The organism is Salinivibrio sp. YCSC6 (assembly GCF_004916735.1).
Classification (GTDB): Bacteria; Pseudomonadota; Gammaproteobacteria; order Enterobacterales; family Vibrionaceae; genus Salinivibrio; species Salinivibrio proteolyticus.
This window is the reverse complement of record NZ_CP039516.1, coordinates 840,104-853,966: the sequence shown is the minus strand read 5'-3', so window position 1 is coordinate 853,966 and position 13,863 is coordinate 840,104. Positions and strand designations below refer to the sequence as shown.

Sequence of the window (13,863 nt, the reverse complement as noted above, 5' to 3'; positions counted from 1 at the left end):
GCTAACCGTTCCGCTATGCGGAATATGTCACTGGGCTAGGCGCCACCGTTGAGTTCAATCGGAGGAGCCAATTTCAAAAAATCTGTTCCCCCTTAGTTCAGTTGGTAGAACGGCGGACTGTTAATCCGTATGTCGCAGGTTCGAGTCCCGCAGGGGGAGCCACCTTCCTTATCGCATCGATATTATCTCTAAGTGTTTACCCTGTCTGCGGCGCAGATTATGTCGCAGGACTAGGCGTCCATTACATGGCGTCCCCGTTGACTCCCGCAGGGGGAGCCACCTTCCTTATCACACCGATATTGTCTCTAAGTGTTTACCCTCTCTGCTACGCAGATTATGTCGCAGGACTAGGCGTCCCCGTTGACTCCCGCAGGGGGAGCCACCTTCCTTATCGCATCGATATTATCTCTAAGTGTTTACCCTGTCTGCGGCGCAGATTATGTCGCAGGACTAGGCGTCCCCGTTGACTCCCGCAGGGGGAGCCACCTTCCTTATCGCATCGATATTGTCTCTAAGTGTTTACCCTGTCTGCGGTGCAGATTATGTCGCAGGTCTTTCTTAATCACTCTCCAAGCCGCTGCGCTTTTTTGCACCACCACAAAACTGATCGTCTGATTGTCCCATCCACTACCCTCAAGTAAGCGTTGTGGTAGTCCGTTACGTAGTCCTTACACGAGCCAACACAAAAACCCTGCTTTACAGCGGTTGTTATAGCCGCGCCAAAGGCCGATAATAGGCAGATCACAAAAACATTAAATGATTAAACAGCATGGCTGAGTATTTGTTGCTTTTAGTGGGCACGGTATTGGTCAACAACTTCGTACTGGTGGAGTTTTTGGGCCTGTGTCCATTTATGGGCGTTTCAAAAAAACTGGAAACTGCAATAGGTATGGGTCTGGCAACGACGTTTGTGCTGACCCTTGCCTCGGTGAGCTCATATTTGGTTGAAACCTATATACTGGTCCCACTTGAACTGGGTTATCTGCGAACACTGAGTTTTATCTTGGTCATCGCAGTCGTTGTGCAATTTACCGAAATGGTAGTGCACAAAACTAGTCCCACTCTGTACCGCTTGCTTGGCGTGTTCCTGCCTTTGATTACATCGAACTGCGCCGTTCTTGGGGTCGCGCTGCTTAATATCAAGCAACAACACAGTTTTATCGAATCCATCATCTATGGGTTCGGTGCAGCTTGTGGTTTCTCGTTGGTGCTGGTGCTTTTTGCCGCCATGCGTGAGCGTATTGCGGCCGCTGACGTACCCGCTCCGTTTCGCGGCGCCTCAGTGGCAATGATCACGGCCGGGTTAATGTCTCTCGCCTTTATGGGCTTTACAGGATTGGTGAAGTTGTCATGAGTGGAATTGTTATTGCCGTTGTGGTTATTGCGGCACTGGCAGCCATCTTTGGTGCCATCCTCGGTTTTGCGTCGATCCGCTTTAAAGTGGATGCGGACCCAATCGTGGATCAAATTGACGCGATTTTACCCCAAACCCAATGCGGCCAATGTGGCTATCCGGGCTGCCGTCCCTATGCCGAGGCCATTGCAAACGGCGATGATATCAATAAGTGCCCGCCCGGCGGCCAACAAACCATTGAGAACTTAGCCGACTTGATGGGTGTCGAAGCAACAGAACTTGCGCATGACGAAGAAAAAAGCGTCAAAAAAGTCGCCTTTATCCACGAAGAAGACTGTATTGGTTGTACCAAGTGTATCCAAGCCTGCCCAGTGGATGCCATCGTGGGTAGTACAAAAGCGATGCATACCGTTATCGAGCAAGACTGTACCGGATGTGACCTGTGTGTGGCCCCTTGCCCCACAGATTGTATTGAAATGATTCCGGTACAAGACACACCGGAAACTTGGAAGTGGAAACTGGAACAAATTCCTGTGGTTGACGTGACAAATAAACAGGGAGCACAAGCTTGATGTTAAGCCTTATTGAGCAAATCAAACACGGCCAAGTTTGGGACTTCCATGGCGGCATTCATCCTCCTGAAAACAAAAAACAGTCCAATCACAGCGCCATTTTACCGGTAGCCATGCCAGAAACCTTGGTACTACCGCTTAAACAACACATTGGCAGCAAGGGTAAACTGCTGGTCAAGGTTGGCGATCAGGTCTTAGCCGGCCAGCCACTGACCGAAACCGATATGCAGCAATGCGTTCCCATCCACACCCCAACGTCAGGAAAAGTGATCGCGATTGAAGACAGAACCATCGCGCACCCATCGGGCTTATCGGATCAATGTGTGGTTATCGCACCGGATGGCAAAGATACTTGGGGACCAAAGCCACATTTACGGCAATATCGCGAACAAGCTCCAGAACAGCTGATCAACCATATTCGTGCCATGGGCATTGCCGGCATGGGAGGCGCAGGCTTCCCGACTGCACGCAAACTACAAAGTGGCGTCGCCCGCACCGAGATCCTGATTATCAACGCGGCAGAGTGCGAGCCTTACATCACGGCAGATGATCGTTTGATGCAAGATTGTGCCAACGAAATCATCACCGGCACCCAGATCCTCATGCATATTGTCAAACCCAAACTTGCCGTCATTGGCATTGAGGACAATAAACCCGAGGCCATCGCAGCATTAAAAGCAGCGGCAGCACAAGCTGAGCAAGAGATCTTAATTCAAGTAGTGCCCACCAAGTATCCATCAGGCGGTGAAAAGCAACTGATCAAACTGATCACGGGTAAGGAAGTACCCGCCAAAGCGTTTCCCGCCAGTATTGGTGTGCTAATGCAAAACATCGGAACGACCTACGCGATTAAGCGTGCGGTAATTGATGGCGAGCCCTTGATTCAACGTGTCGTCACCCTTACGGGGAAAACGTTACAAACACAGCAAAACCGCTGGGCATTATTAGGCACACCCATTGCGTTTTTGCTTGCCCAGCATGGCTACAAGCAAGATAAAAAATTACCCCGTGTGATTATCGGCGGCCCCATGATGGGCTTTACGGCGCCTCATGACGAGGTTCCCGTCACCAAAACCACTAACTGTATATTGGTCCCCACTCGCCGTGAAATCGCCCCTGCTCAGCAGGAAATGGCCTGTATTCGCTGTAGCGCTTGTGCTGACGCCTGCCCTGTCAATTTGCTTCCTCAGCAATTGCAGTGGTACGCCAAAGACCAAGACTACGACAAGTGCCAAGATTACGATTTATTCGATTGTATCGAGTGTGGAGCTTGTGCATACGTGTGCCCAAGCGAAATCCCCTTGGTGCAATACTATCGCCAAGCAAAAGCTGAAATACGTGAAATAGAAGCAGAGAAAGAGGCCGCCGAGCGCGCACGTCAACGCTTTGAGGCCAAAAAAGCACGTATGGAGCGCGAAAAGCAAGAGCGTGAAGAGCGACACCGCCAAGCAGCAGAACGGCGCAAGCAAGCCGCTCAGCAGAATGCAGGCAACAATGATGCACTCGCAGCCGCTGTTGAACGTGTTAAAGCGAAAAAAGCCGCCCAGCAAAACAGTGACGTAAAACCCGCCGTTGCAGCAGCCATTGCTCGCGCTAAAGCAAAACAAGCAGAGGCCGCTAAAGCGGGACAAGAAACGCCCGACAACAGCGAAATGATAAAGCTGCGAGAGGCACGCAAGCAGCAAGCTCGTGAGCGAAAGGCAGCAAAAGCTGCTGTAACGCCTGTAGAGGCAGATCAAAACAGCGAAAAGAAAGATGCAGTCGCCGCTGCAATCGCCCGCGCCAAAGCACGCAAAGCGGCTGAGCAATCCGATGCGCCTGCGAAACCAGCTTCCGCAACATCAGACAGCACCGATGCAAGTGATAAAAAAGCGGCGGTCGCAGCGGCCGTCGCCCGTGCCAAAGCGCGTAAAGCGGCTGAGCAATCTGATGCGCCTGCTAAACCAGCTTCTGCAACATCAGACAGCACCGATGCGGATGATAAAAAAGCGGCGGTGGCCGCGGCCGTCGCCCGTGCCAAAGCGCGTAAAGCGGCTGAGCAATCTGATGCGCCTGCTAAACCAGCTTCTGCAACATCAGACAGCACCGATGCGGATGATAAAAAAGCGGCGGTGGCCGCGGCCGTCGCCCGTGCCAAAGCGCGTAAAGCGGCTGAGCAATCTGATGCGCCTGCTAAACCAGCTTCTGCAACATCAGACAGCACCGATGCGGATGATAAAAAAGCGGCGGTGGCCGCGGCCGTCGCCCGTGCCAAAGCGCGTAAAGCGGCTGAGCAATCTGATGCGCCTGCTAAACCAGCTTCTGCAACATCAGACAGCACCGATGCGGATGATAAAAAAGCGGCGGTGGCCGCGGCCGTCGCCCTCGCTAAAGCCCGAAAAGCGGCACAGCAAGAATCAACGGACAGTGAGGTAAGCCATCAAGCGCCCACACCATCCGCTGAGCAACAAAACGATAAGAAAGCAGCTGTGGCAGCCGCCGTCGCGCGCGCTAAAGCGAGAAAAGCTGCCCAACAAACCAGTGAAGATAAGGAATAATTGCCGTGGCGTTTTTTATTGCTAGCTCTCCGCACGCCCACAACAAGCGTTCAACCAGTCAAATCATGCTTACAGTCCTTCTGTGTGCGCTACCTGGTTTGGCGGCCCAGTGGTACTTCTTTGGTTGGGGAGTCATCATTCAGTTGGCACTTGCCATCTCGACAGCATGGGCAGCTGAAGCGGTCGTTATGCGACTTCGTCAACGCTCCCCGCTTGCTTATTTGCGTGATAATAGTGCGCTACTCACCGCATTTCTGCTCGCTGTGGCCATTCCACCGCTCGCGCCTTGGTGGGTCATCGTGATTGGTACGCTGTTTTCAATTGTTGTAGCGAAGCATATTTATGGCGGCTTGGGGCAGAATCTATTCAACCCTGCCATGGTTGGCTATGTGGTGCTTTTGATCTCATTTCCTGTTCAAATGACCACTTGGCTTCCGCCAGAGAGTCTCGCCGCCAATCCACTCACCTTAGGCGATGCGTTATCTGCAATTTTCAGTGGTTTCACCTTAGACGGCTTTAGCGTTAACCAATTACGCATGACCGCTGATGGCATCACTATGGCCACGCCACTCGATACGATTAAAACAGCACTCGCTGGGGGTAAAACGGTCAGCGAAGCACTTCAACAGCCTATTTTCAGTGCCATTGCTGGCGAAGGGTGGGCATGGGTAAATGCCCTATATTTGGTGGGCGGATTGGTGCTAATTCAACGCGGCATCATCAACTGGCATATTCCAGTTGCCATGCTATCCACCTTGCTGGCCTGCGCGTTACTCGGCCATTTGATTGCGCCCGACCAGTTAGCCTCTCCGCTCGTTCACCTCTTATCGGGTGCAACCATGCTCGGGGCGTTTTTTATCGCCACGGATCCTGTTTCTGCCTCCACCACTGATAAAGGGCGTTTGTGGTTCGGCGGTATTATTGGGGTATTGGTTTTCTTAATTCGTACTTGGGGCGGTTACCCAGACGGTGTCGCTTTCGCCGTGATTATTGCCAATTTGTGCGTCCCTTTGATTGATTATTACACCAAGCCACGTACCTATGGTCACACCCATAAACGTGCAGAGAAGAAGTCACAATCATGATTGAAACCATTCGCAAACACGGTGGGATCCTTGCGATAGCGGCACTGCTCTCCACCGCGTTAGTTGCTATTACGCATACGCTCACCGAAGACACGATTCAAGAGCAACAACAAAGACAATTGGCGAAGGCTCTGAACCAAGTGATCCCTGAGTCAATGCACGACAACGCCTTACACAAGACCTGTCGTTTGATTCAAAATGCCGATGCACTAGGCACCGACGAAGCACAGCCTTTTTACGTTGCCACCCAAAATGACACAGTCACCGCAGTGGCCATCCAAGCCATTGCTCCCGATGGTTACAATGGCGCGATTAGCGTGCTCATTGGGATGGACGCCACCAGTCATAATGTACTGGGTGTGCGTGTTCTTGCCCACAACGAAACACCCGGGCTGGGTGATAAAGTCGATATTCGTGTTTCAGATTGGGTGCAAAGCTTTGCGGGTAAAAAAGTGACGGCAGAGAACGATAATCGTTGGGCTGTGCGCAAAGATGGCGGACAATTCGACCAATTTACCGGTGCGACAATCACGCCTCGAGCCGTGGTTAAAGCGGTGAAAAAGGCTGCTTGGTATGTCAGCCAAAATCAAGATGTACTGATCAATCAGCCGATTAATTGTGGAGGTCAATGATGAACGCCGCCCATAAAGAGTTGATGAAAAACGGCTTGTGGAGCAACAACCCGGCCTTCGTGCAACTGTTAGGTTTATGCCCACTGTTGGCGGTATCAGCAACCGTCACTAACGCTCTCGGTTTGGGAGTGGCCACCCTCGCGGTCCTCGTCGGCTCAAACCTTATTGTGTCTGTCATTCGTGATTGGGTGCCCAAAGAAGTCCGCATCCCGATTTTCGTGATGGTTATTGCCTCTTTGGTAACCTGTGTGCAGTTGGTGATGAATGCCTATGCCTTCGGCCTTTATCAATCGCTAGGGATTTTTATCCCGTTAATCGTCACCAACTGCATCATTATTGGTCGTGCAGAGGCCTTCGCCTCTAAAAATCCTGTAGGACTATCAATCAGTGATGGCTTTTGGATGGGAACAGGAATGACCGCTGCTCTCGTGATTCTTGGCGCCATCCGCGAAATCTTGGGCAATGGCACTTTATTTGATGGTGCTGACCTATTGCTCGGGGAGTGGGCCGCTACGCTCAGGATTGAGATTTTTCAATTTGACACCAGCTTTTTGCTCGCCATTTTGCCCCCCGGCGCTTTCCTTGCGGTCGGGTTTCTCATTGCGCTGAAAAATATTATTGATAAACACTTGGCCAGCAAAACAGAAAAAGACCAAAAGCCTGTTATCGAGCGCGCGCGGATCACAGGGAATCAGTAACTGAGTAGCACGATGAACAAACAAAAGCGTCAAGAGATACTAGAACGACTGAGAGATAATAACCCTAATCCTCAAACGGAGTTGAACTGGTCAACCCCTTTTGAGTTGCTTATTGCAGTGTTACTCTCAGCACAAGCAACAGACGTGAGCGTGAATAAAGCCACGGCAAAGCTCTACCCGGTAGCCAATACACCACAGGGGTTACTGGATTTAGGCGTTGAAGGCGTTAAACAGTACATCAAGACCATCGGGCTGTTTAACTCAAAAGCAGAAAACGTGATTAAAACCTGCCGCATCTTGGTCGAAAAGCACCAAGGCGAAGTGCCTGAAAACAGAGAAGCCTTGGAAGCCCTACCCGGTGTCGGTCGTAAAACGGCCAACGTGGTGCTCAATACAGCATTCGGTTGGCCCACTATTGCGGTCGATACGCATATTTTCCGCGTCTCCAATCGCACCAAGTTTGCTGTGGGCAAAAACGTGAATGACGTAGAAGAAAAGCTGCTCAAGGTGGTGCCAAAAGAATTCAAAGTTGATGTTCATCATTGGCTTATTCTGCATGGACGCTACACCTGCCTAGCGCGCAAGCCGCGCTGCGGGAGTTGCATCATTGAAGATCTGTGTGAATACAAAGAGAAAGTCTACCCCGAAAGCTAACCGCTACAGGTTAGTGACTGGTAAACGAAAAAAGGAGCAACGTCATGTCGAACGGCAGAATTTTACATACCATGATCCGTGTGGGAGACCTTGATCGCGCCATCAAGTTCTACACTGAGGTGATGGGAATGCGCCTACTGCGCACCAATGAAAATGAGCAATACAAATATAGCTTGGCTTTTGTCGGCTACAGTGATGAATCTGAAGGAGCGGTGATTGAGCTCACTTATAACTGGGGCGAGAGCGACTATGATCATGGCAACGCATTTGGTCATATCGCCATTGGTGTCGACGACATCTACGCGACCTGTGAGCAAATCCGTCAGGCTGGTGGAAACATTACCCGTGAGCCAGGCCCAGTAAAAGGTGGCAGTACTGAAATTGCCTTTGTGACTGACCCAGACGGTTACAAGCTCGAGCTGATCCAGAACAAAAGCGCGTCTGCCGGCCTAAACGGCTAACTAGCGCGGTTAATTACCACGACTTAGACCGTGGTGAGAATCGAAAGCCCAGCAGTCATGCTGGGCTTTTTGACATTCAATCAGGGCTACAGCAAGGTCCGTCCCAAAGAGATCACCACGCGTCGGTTCTTACTTCGCCCAATCGGGTCTTCATTATCCGCAATTGGACGTCGCTCCCCATAGGCTTCCACCGTAATCCTATCTTCAGGAAGTCCAAGAGACGTAAAATAGTCGCGTAGCTTTTTGGCTCGCCGTTCAGACATTTGTTGGTTAGCGGCACGTGTCCCGCGAGAGTCCGAATACGTTGCCACAAGGATAAGATCGATATCGTCACTGTAACGAACAAACTCTGCGATCTGTGTCAGGCGCTGCATACTCGCTTTCGTCAGTTCATCACTGTTTTCCTGATACCGCAGCACCGTAAATGAAATATCTTCAAACGCATATGGCAGTAGGCTGTTTAAGCAACGGCTAAACTCATGATATGGCGCACCAAACGCCACTGCAGACAGCGCAATATCAACACGCTGCTGTTGTCGTTGCCAATCTTGAAAGCTAAAGGTAGGGAAGCGCCCATCTTCTAACTCACTGAGCATCGCCCACGCCGTTTGTCCGCCAACATAACCATCAAATTGCTTGAAGAACTTCAGTTGATCCATATATTTCGCCGGCTCACCAGGCATCCAGTCTGCGGGCATAGAGAGCAAAGAAACATCTGCGGTTTTTCCCATCGGACGCTGCATATCCAGCTCAAAGTCTAAATTCATCTCTTTACTGGCGCGAGAGGTAAATGATGCGTGCCCATAGCGAGGGATGGTGTGCTCCAAGCGACACTCAATCGGCGTATCTATAGTGACCGTCCAATTAGACGCCCCTAATGGCGCGACGTAGAGCTTGTTCGCCCACGCGGGTAACGCCAACCATAGGCCGCTGACTGCAAACACTATCCCGAGCACCGACGGGCGACTCGTTGTCCTAAAAACCGATTTTCGCATCATACTCTCTTTACGCTTTAGCGCAGTGTGTAACTTAAGATATCGACGTGAGTCACGCCGACTTTAGCTTAACGCCGCGATTTGCGATAATCACGCTTTTATTCTTCCCAGTAAAGTGACGACTGCATGAGCCAAGATCTCGATCCAAATAGTCTTAAAGCCCGTTTCCGCGGCTATTTTCCTGTTGTTGTGGACGTAGAAACCGCAGGATTTAACGCAAAAACCGATGCTTTGTTAGAAATCTGCGCCGTCACCCTAAAAATGGATGAACAAGGCTGGCTGACCACAGATAAAACTATTCACTTTCATGTCACGCCATTTGAAGGCGCAAACCTTGAGCCAGCGGCGCTCGAATTTACTGGCATTCGAGACCCATTTAGCCCACTGCGTGGCGCGGTTGATGAAGGAGAAGCTCTGCGCGAGATTTTTAAGCTGATCCGTAAAGAGCAAAAGGCGGCAGAGTGCCAGCGCGCGATCATGGTCGCCCACAATGCAAACTTTGATCACAGCTTCGTCATGGCCGCCGCTGAACGCGCGCAATTAAAGCGCAACCCTTTCCATCCTTTTGCGACATTTGATACGGCGGCTCTCAGTGGGCTTGCGCTCGGACAAACGGTATTAGCAAAAGCCTGCCAAGCCGCTGAGATTGCATTCGACAATAAAGAAGCACATAGCGCCCTTTATGATACTGAGCGCACCGCAGAGCTCTTCTGTGAGATAGTTAATCGCTGGAAACGCCTAGGCGGCTGGCCACTTGCCATCACGCCCGAGAACAGCGATACATCGACCACATCGGAGACATAAGATTATTAATCCATGCATGACGCGACCCAATCGGGTCGCTTTTTTCACTCAGACATCTTCCCTCGACTCTGCGCTCTTAAGCCTTAAATACGCCCTACTCAGTTTGTTAACAATATGTTTGGCGTCACATTTTTGCGATCTAATTATCACCTTACCTAAACACTTCCACAGAGAGAACTTAAACAGGCACACAAAGCATGCGCAACAAAGCACAGCTAGAAAAAAGGCGTAAAATCAATAAAGATTTCACTAAATCACTGAGTAGAGTTTTTACTTAAAACGTCCAATACAAACGCATGCTAACAGTTATCGCATATCACTTAGCTTTCCCTTTTGAAACCTCCCTTTAACAAATAGCAAATCGGTGCCACTATTAGTCGTGAATAACATCCGACCACTTTTGTAGCTCAGAGAACATGGGCGCGGAAGGGGGCGGCCCAAAAGGACAAGAAGCTAAATTAATAAAGGAGTGAGGCGCGCTATGTCATCACTATTTAAAAAATCGCTAGTGGCAACCAGTTTATCTTTGCTAGCCGTGCAAGCTCATAGTGCCGGCTTCCAAGTGTCAGAAACCTCGGTATCCGGTTTGGGGCGAGCCTTTGCAGGTGAAGCCGCGATTGCGGATAATGCGGCAGTCGGCGCACGAAATGCTGCCGCCCTAACCCGCTTCAATACCACCGCGTTTTCGGGTGGTTTAAGTATCATTGACCCAGACGTGCATGCGGATGTAAGTCCTGCGGTTTCAGGAGGTTTAGATACAGAAGCTAAGGATATTGCGCCGACTGAATACGTGCCAAACCTACATATCATTCATCCTATTAATGATAAGTTAGTCGTTGGTTTTTCAGCCTTTTCAAACTTCGGTTTGTCAACTGATTACCCTAAAGATTTTTACGCCGGATCCATTGCTGGCTCAACCGAGCTGGTTACGATGAACTTTAACCCTAATATTGCTTATAAAATCAACGAGCAATGGAGTATTGGTGCCGGTATCAGCGCGATTTATGCGGATGCTGAACTTAAACGTCAGAAAGGTGCACTAGCTGGTACTGTTGGCGGAAGCCCAACAGATCAAGTTGCTAAGCTTGCTGGCGACGGCTGGGGGTTTGGCTGGAATCTAGGGGTACTTTGGGAAATAGATGAGGATAATCGGTTTGGGCTTTCGTATCGTGCACAGTCTGATATCACCCTAGACGGCGATTATACCGACGGCACAGGTCTACAAACCGGCACCCCGAATAAAAAAGTGTCTGGCGAACTCGACCTCAACTTACCAGAAATCATTGAGTTTTCCGGTTTCCACCAGCTTAACCAACAATTTGCCGTGCATTACAGTGCAATGTATATAGGTTGGGATAGCTTCAAGGAGCTGAAAGCAACCGGCTCCGGGTGTACGGTGACTAATGGCGTCTGTTTCCAAAAAGAGGAGAACTGGGATAATAGCTGGCGCTATGCGCTGGGCGGAACTTATACCATGGATAAAAATTGGGCCTTCCGCGCGGGCTATGCTTACGACGAGAGTCCAGTTCCTGCAGAAACACGTACGTTGAGCATCCCAGATTCTGATCGTCACTGGTGGAGTCTAGGTGCAACCTATACCGCAAATGACAACCTCTCTATTGATGCTGGCTTTGCTTACCTAGACGGCGATAAAGTGAATGGTAATGAAAGATTGAGCTCAACCTCCGCAACATCCGCGACTGACTTCTCAGCCGGTGGTGACGCGTATATCTACGGGTTGCAGTTGAACTACTTGTTCTAACCTCAATCAGCAAATACTCGTATCAAACGGCCAGCTTTATGTTGGCCGTTTTTTTGTTCATGTCGAAATAATAAAAACCTTTTCTGCTGCATTAATCAACCTGCCGCATAGGTAGACAACCAAACAAACTGGCAAGCCAATTTTTTAGCGCTTTAGCGACCTTCTCTTTTTTTGATGAAATAAAATAACAAAAAAAGTCGATTCCCCCTCGACACAGACAAATTTTTGCGCAAACTGGGTGGCTTAATTACAAAACCATAGATAGACCCCGCAGCATAGCTGCAGTCACAATGCCCATAACAGGAAAGTTTTCATGAACCCGGTAGTTATTTCGGTCTGTGTCATGCTGGCACTGGCGCTAATGCGCGTCAATGTCGTGGTTGCGTTGACATTTAGCGCCGTCTTAGGTGGATTGGTTGGCGGCTTGAGCTTGTCAGACACCATCAGCGCCTTTGAAGGTGGATTAGGTGGCGGCGCCACTATTGCTCTGAGTTATGCCATGCTTGGCACATTTGCCGTGGCGATTAGCCGCTCAGGTATCACAGATGTGCTCGCCCATGCGGTCATCCGTAAACTCAATGCACGCCCAACCGACGCTGCGACAACCACATTCAAGTATCTTGTCTTAATTTTACTCGGCTTACTCGCCATTTCGTCTCAGAACGCGATCCCCGTACACATTGCATTTATTCCTATTGTGATCCCACCGTTACTGCATGTGTTCCAACGCTTAAAGCTCGATCGCCGCTTGGTGGCTTGTGTGCTAACCTTCGGTTTAATTATGCCGTATATGGTATTACCCGTTGGCTTTGGTGGCATCTTTTTGAACAACATTTTGCTCAAAAACCTGAATGAAAATGGCCTCGATGTGGTTGCTGCTCAAGTACCAACTGCAATGTTGCTTCCCGCCGCTGGCATGGTCGTGGGCTTACTGATCGCCACTTTTATTAGCTATCGCAAGCCACGGCAGTATCAGGAAGGCGCAATTCTCGATGCAGAACCTGAAAACAATCAGGTTGAGTCACGAAATCTTTGGGTCGCTGGCGTCGCAATTGTCGCCGCTCTAAGCGTTCAGCTGATGGCGGGCTCAATGATTGTGGGCTCATTAGCCGGCTTTATGGTATTTACCTTTGGCGGCGTGATCCGCTGGAAAGACACCCAAGATGTGTTCACCAAAGGGGTCCACATGATGGCCATGATCGGCTTTATCATGATCACGGCAGCGGGATTTGCGGCGGTGATGAAGGCCACCGGCGGGGTTGAATCGCTCGTCAGCTCCTTATCTGGCTCAATTGGCGACAACAAGCCGCTAGCCGCGTTTCTGATGTTGGTCGTTGGCTTATTGGTGACCATGGGCATTGGCTCATCGTTCTCGACCATTCCGATTATCGCAACCATCTATGTGCCATTGTCTTTGGCGTTTGGTTTCTCACCAATGGCGACTATCGCATTGGTCGGCACGGCTGCCGCGCTTGGTGATGCGGGCTCCCCAGCATCCGACTCGACGTTAGGTCCAACATCAGGGCTCAATGCCGACGGACAGCACGAGCATATTTGGGATACAGTGGTTCCTACCTTTATCCACTATAACCTACCTCTGATTGCCTTTGGCTGGTTAGCGGCGATGGTGCTGTAATCGCAAAGGCCTCTGTCAGCGATAAATAAAAAAGCCACGTTTCTCAACGTGGCTTTTTACATACTTCAGCGAATGACTATCTTCTCAATCACTCATTTTCGCTCGCGTCGCGACGCTCTGCCGCTTCTTTGACGAGTGGCTGTAACTCACCCTTTTGGAACATTTCCAAAATAATGTCACAACCGCCGACTAATTCACCCTCAACCCAAAGCTGTGGAAAGGTTGGCCACTGGGCATAAACGGGTAGTTCAGCGCGGATATCTGGGTTTTGGAGTACGTCTACATAAGCAAACTTTTCACCACATGCCATCAGCGCTTGTGATGCTTGTGATGAAAAACCACAACTTGGCAGCTTAGGAGAGCCTTTCATATATAGCAGAATCGCATTTTCTTCGATTTGCTGCTTAATCTTATCAATCGTTTCCATTGCTTCCTCGAACACTGTCTTTGAGTCTTATCCTTGATTCTACTTGCTAACCGATTGGAAAAAAATGCCTAAATCCATTGTGGGATTAGCAACAAAAATTTTGCCGCTATCCTTTTAATAAAGTAAAAACTTGCTAAACTAGGCGGAGCAAAACGAAAAAGAGTAGCCACACCGCCATGAGGTAATGTTTTACAGCGGTATCAGCTGAGAGCATTACCACTTTAGATACTGTCGGTGTCGGACTAC

Annotated in this window: 13 protein-coding genes and 1 tRNA gene; 12 read left to right on the top strand and 2 right to left on the bottom strand. The window is 50.0% G+C overall.

The annotated features are described in order from the left end of the window. Nucleotides 1–86 precede the first annotated feature (86 nt). The 9 genes from E8E00_RS03770 to gloA all read left to right on the top strand — a co-directional run bounded on the left by E8E00_RS03770 (nt 87) and on the right by gloA (nt 7,993). Nucleotides 87–162: transfer RNA gene (locus tag E8E00_RS03770), tRNA-Asn, on the top strand. Nucleotides 163–769: 607 nt separating this feature from the next. Beyond that, a complete protein-coding gene (gene rsxA / locus E8E00_RS03765; RefSeq protein WP_069590073.1) occupies nt 770–1,354 on the top strand; it encodes an electron transport complex subunit RsxA in 585 nt (194 codons plus the stop codon). After that, the gene (gene rsxB / locus E8E00_RS03760) at nt 1,351–1,926 is read left to right on the top strand and encodes an electron transport complex subunit RsxB (protein ID WP_069590072.1); all 576 of its coding nucleotides are present in this window, start codon (nt 1,351–1,353) and stop codon (nt 1,924–1,926) included. The genes rsxA and rsxB overlap by 4 nt, the downstream gene beginning before the upstream one ends. Continuing rightward, nucleotides 1,926–4,463 carry an electron transport complex subunit RsxC gene (gene rsxC, locus E8E00_RS03755; protein ID WP_096629411.1) on the top strand — a complete coding sequence of 846 codons (2,538 nt, stop codon included), beginning with the start codon at nt 1,926–1,928 and terminating at the stop codon, nt 4,461–4,463. Before rsxB ends, rsxC begins: the two co-directional genes overlap by 1 nt. A gap of 5 nt (nt 4,464–4,468) precedes the next feature. Then, entirely contained in the window at nt 4,469–5,548 is a 1,080-nt protein-coding gene (gene rsxD, locus E8E00_RS03750) for an electron transport complex subunit RsxD (RefSeq protein WP_069590069.1), read from the top strand. Next, nucleotides 5,545–6,180: an electron transport complex subunit RsxG gene (rsxG, locus tag E8E00_RS03745; protein ID WP_069590067.1), complete on the top strand. Its 636-nt coding sequence runs from the start codon at nt 5,545–5,547 to the stop codon at nt 6,178–6,180. The genes rsxD and rsxG overlap by 4 nt, the downstream gene beginning before the upstream one ends. After that, the gene (locus E8E00_RS03740; RefSeq protein WP_096629413.1) at nt 6,177–6,878 is read left to right on the top strand and encodes an electron transport complex subunit E; all 702 of its coding nucleotides are present in this window, start codon (nt 6,177–6,179) and stop codon (nt 6,876–6,878) included. The genes rsxG and E8E00_RS03740 overlap by 4 nt, the downstream gene beginning before the upstream one ends. Nucleotides 6,879–6,890: 12 nt before the next feature. Further along, nucleotides 6,891–7,532 (top strand): endonuclease III, encoded by a 642-nt coding sequence (gene nth, locus E8E00_RS03735; protein ID WP_069590063.1) that lies wholly within the window; start codon nt 6,891–6,893, stop codon nt 7,530–7,532. A gap of 44 nt (nt 7,533–7,576) precedes the next feature. Continuing rightward, nucleotides 7,577–7,993: a lactoylglutathione lyase gene (gene gloA / locus E8E00_RS03730; protein WP_069590061.1), complete on the top strand. Its 417-nt coding sequence runs from the start codon at nt 7,577–7,579 to the stop codon at nt 7,991–7,993. 86 nt (nt 7,994–8,079) lie between these two features. On the opposite strand, the gene E8E00_RS03725 is transcribed toward gloA, so the two are convergent. Further along, nucleotides 8,080–8,937 (bottom strand): OmpA family protein, encoded by an 858-nt coding sequence (locus tag E8E00_RS03725; RefSeq protein ID WP_240788872.1) that lies wholly within the window; start codon nt 8,935–8,937, stop codon nt 8,080–8,082. 177 nt (nt 8,938–9,114) lie between these two features. Between E8E00_RS03725 and rnt the strand changes: the two genes are divergently transcribed. The 3 genes from rnt to E8E00_RS03710 all read left to right on the top strand — a co-directional run bounded on the left by rnt (nt 9,115) and on the right by E8E00_RS03710 (nt 13,190). Beyond that, complete coding sequence (gene rnt / locus E8E00_RS03720) at nt 9,115–9,792, top strand: ribonuclease T (RefSeq protein WP_096629419.1); 678 nt, start codon at nt 9,115–9,117, stop codon at nt 9,790–9,792. A 481-nt stretch (nt 9,793–10,273) separates the two neighbouring features. Next, nucleotides 10,274–11,554: a porin gene (locus E8E00_RS03715; RefSeq protein ID WP_077765014.1), complete on the top strand. Its 1,281-nt coding sequence runs from the start codon at nt 10,274–10,276 to the stop codon at nt 11,552–11,554. Between the two features lie 313 nt (nt 11,555–11,867). Beyond that, nucleotides 11,868–13,190 carry a Na+/H+ antiporter family protein gene (locus E8E00_RS03710; protein ID WP_069590053.1) on the top strand — a complete coding sequence of 441 codons (1,323 nt, stop codon included), beginning with the start codon at nt 11,868–11,870 and terminating at the stop codon, nt 13,188–13,190. A gap of 88 nt (nt 13,191–13,278) precedes the next feature. On the opposite strand, the gene E8E00_RS03705 is transcribed toward E8E00_RS03710, so the two are convergent. After that, nucleotides 13,279–13,617 (bottom strand): Grx4 family monothiol glutaredoxin, encoded by a 339-nt coding sequence (locus E8E00_RS03705; RefSeq protein ID WP_069590051.1) that lies wholly within the window; start codon nt 13,615–13,617, stop codon nt 13,279–13,281. Between the last annotated feature and the right edge of the window lie 246 nt (nt 13,618–13,863).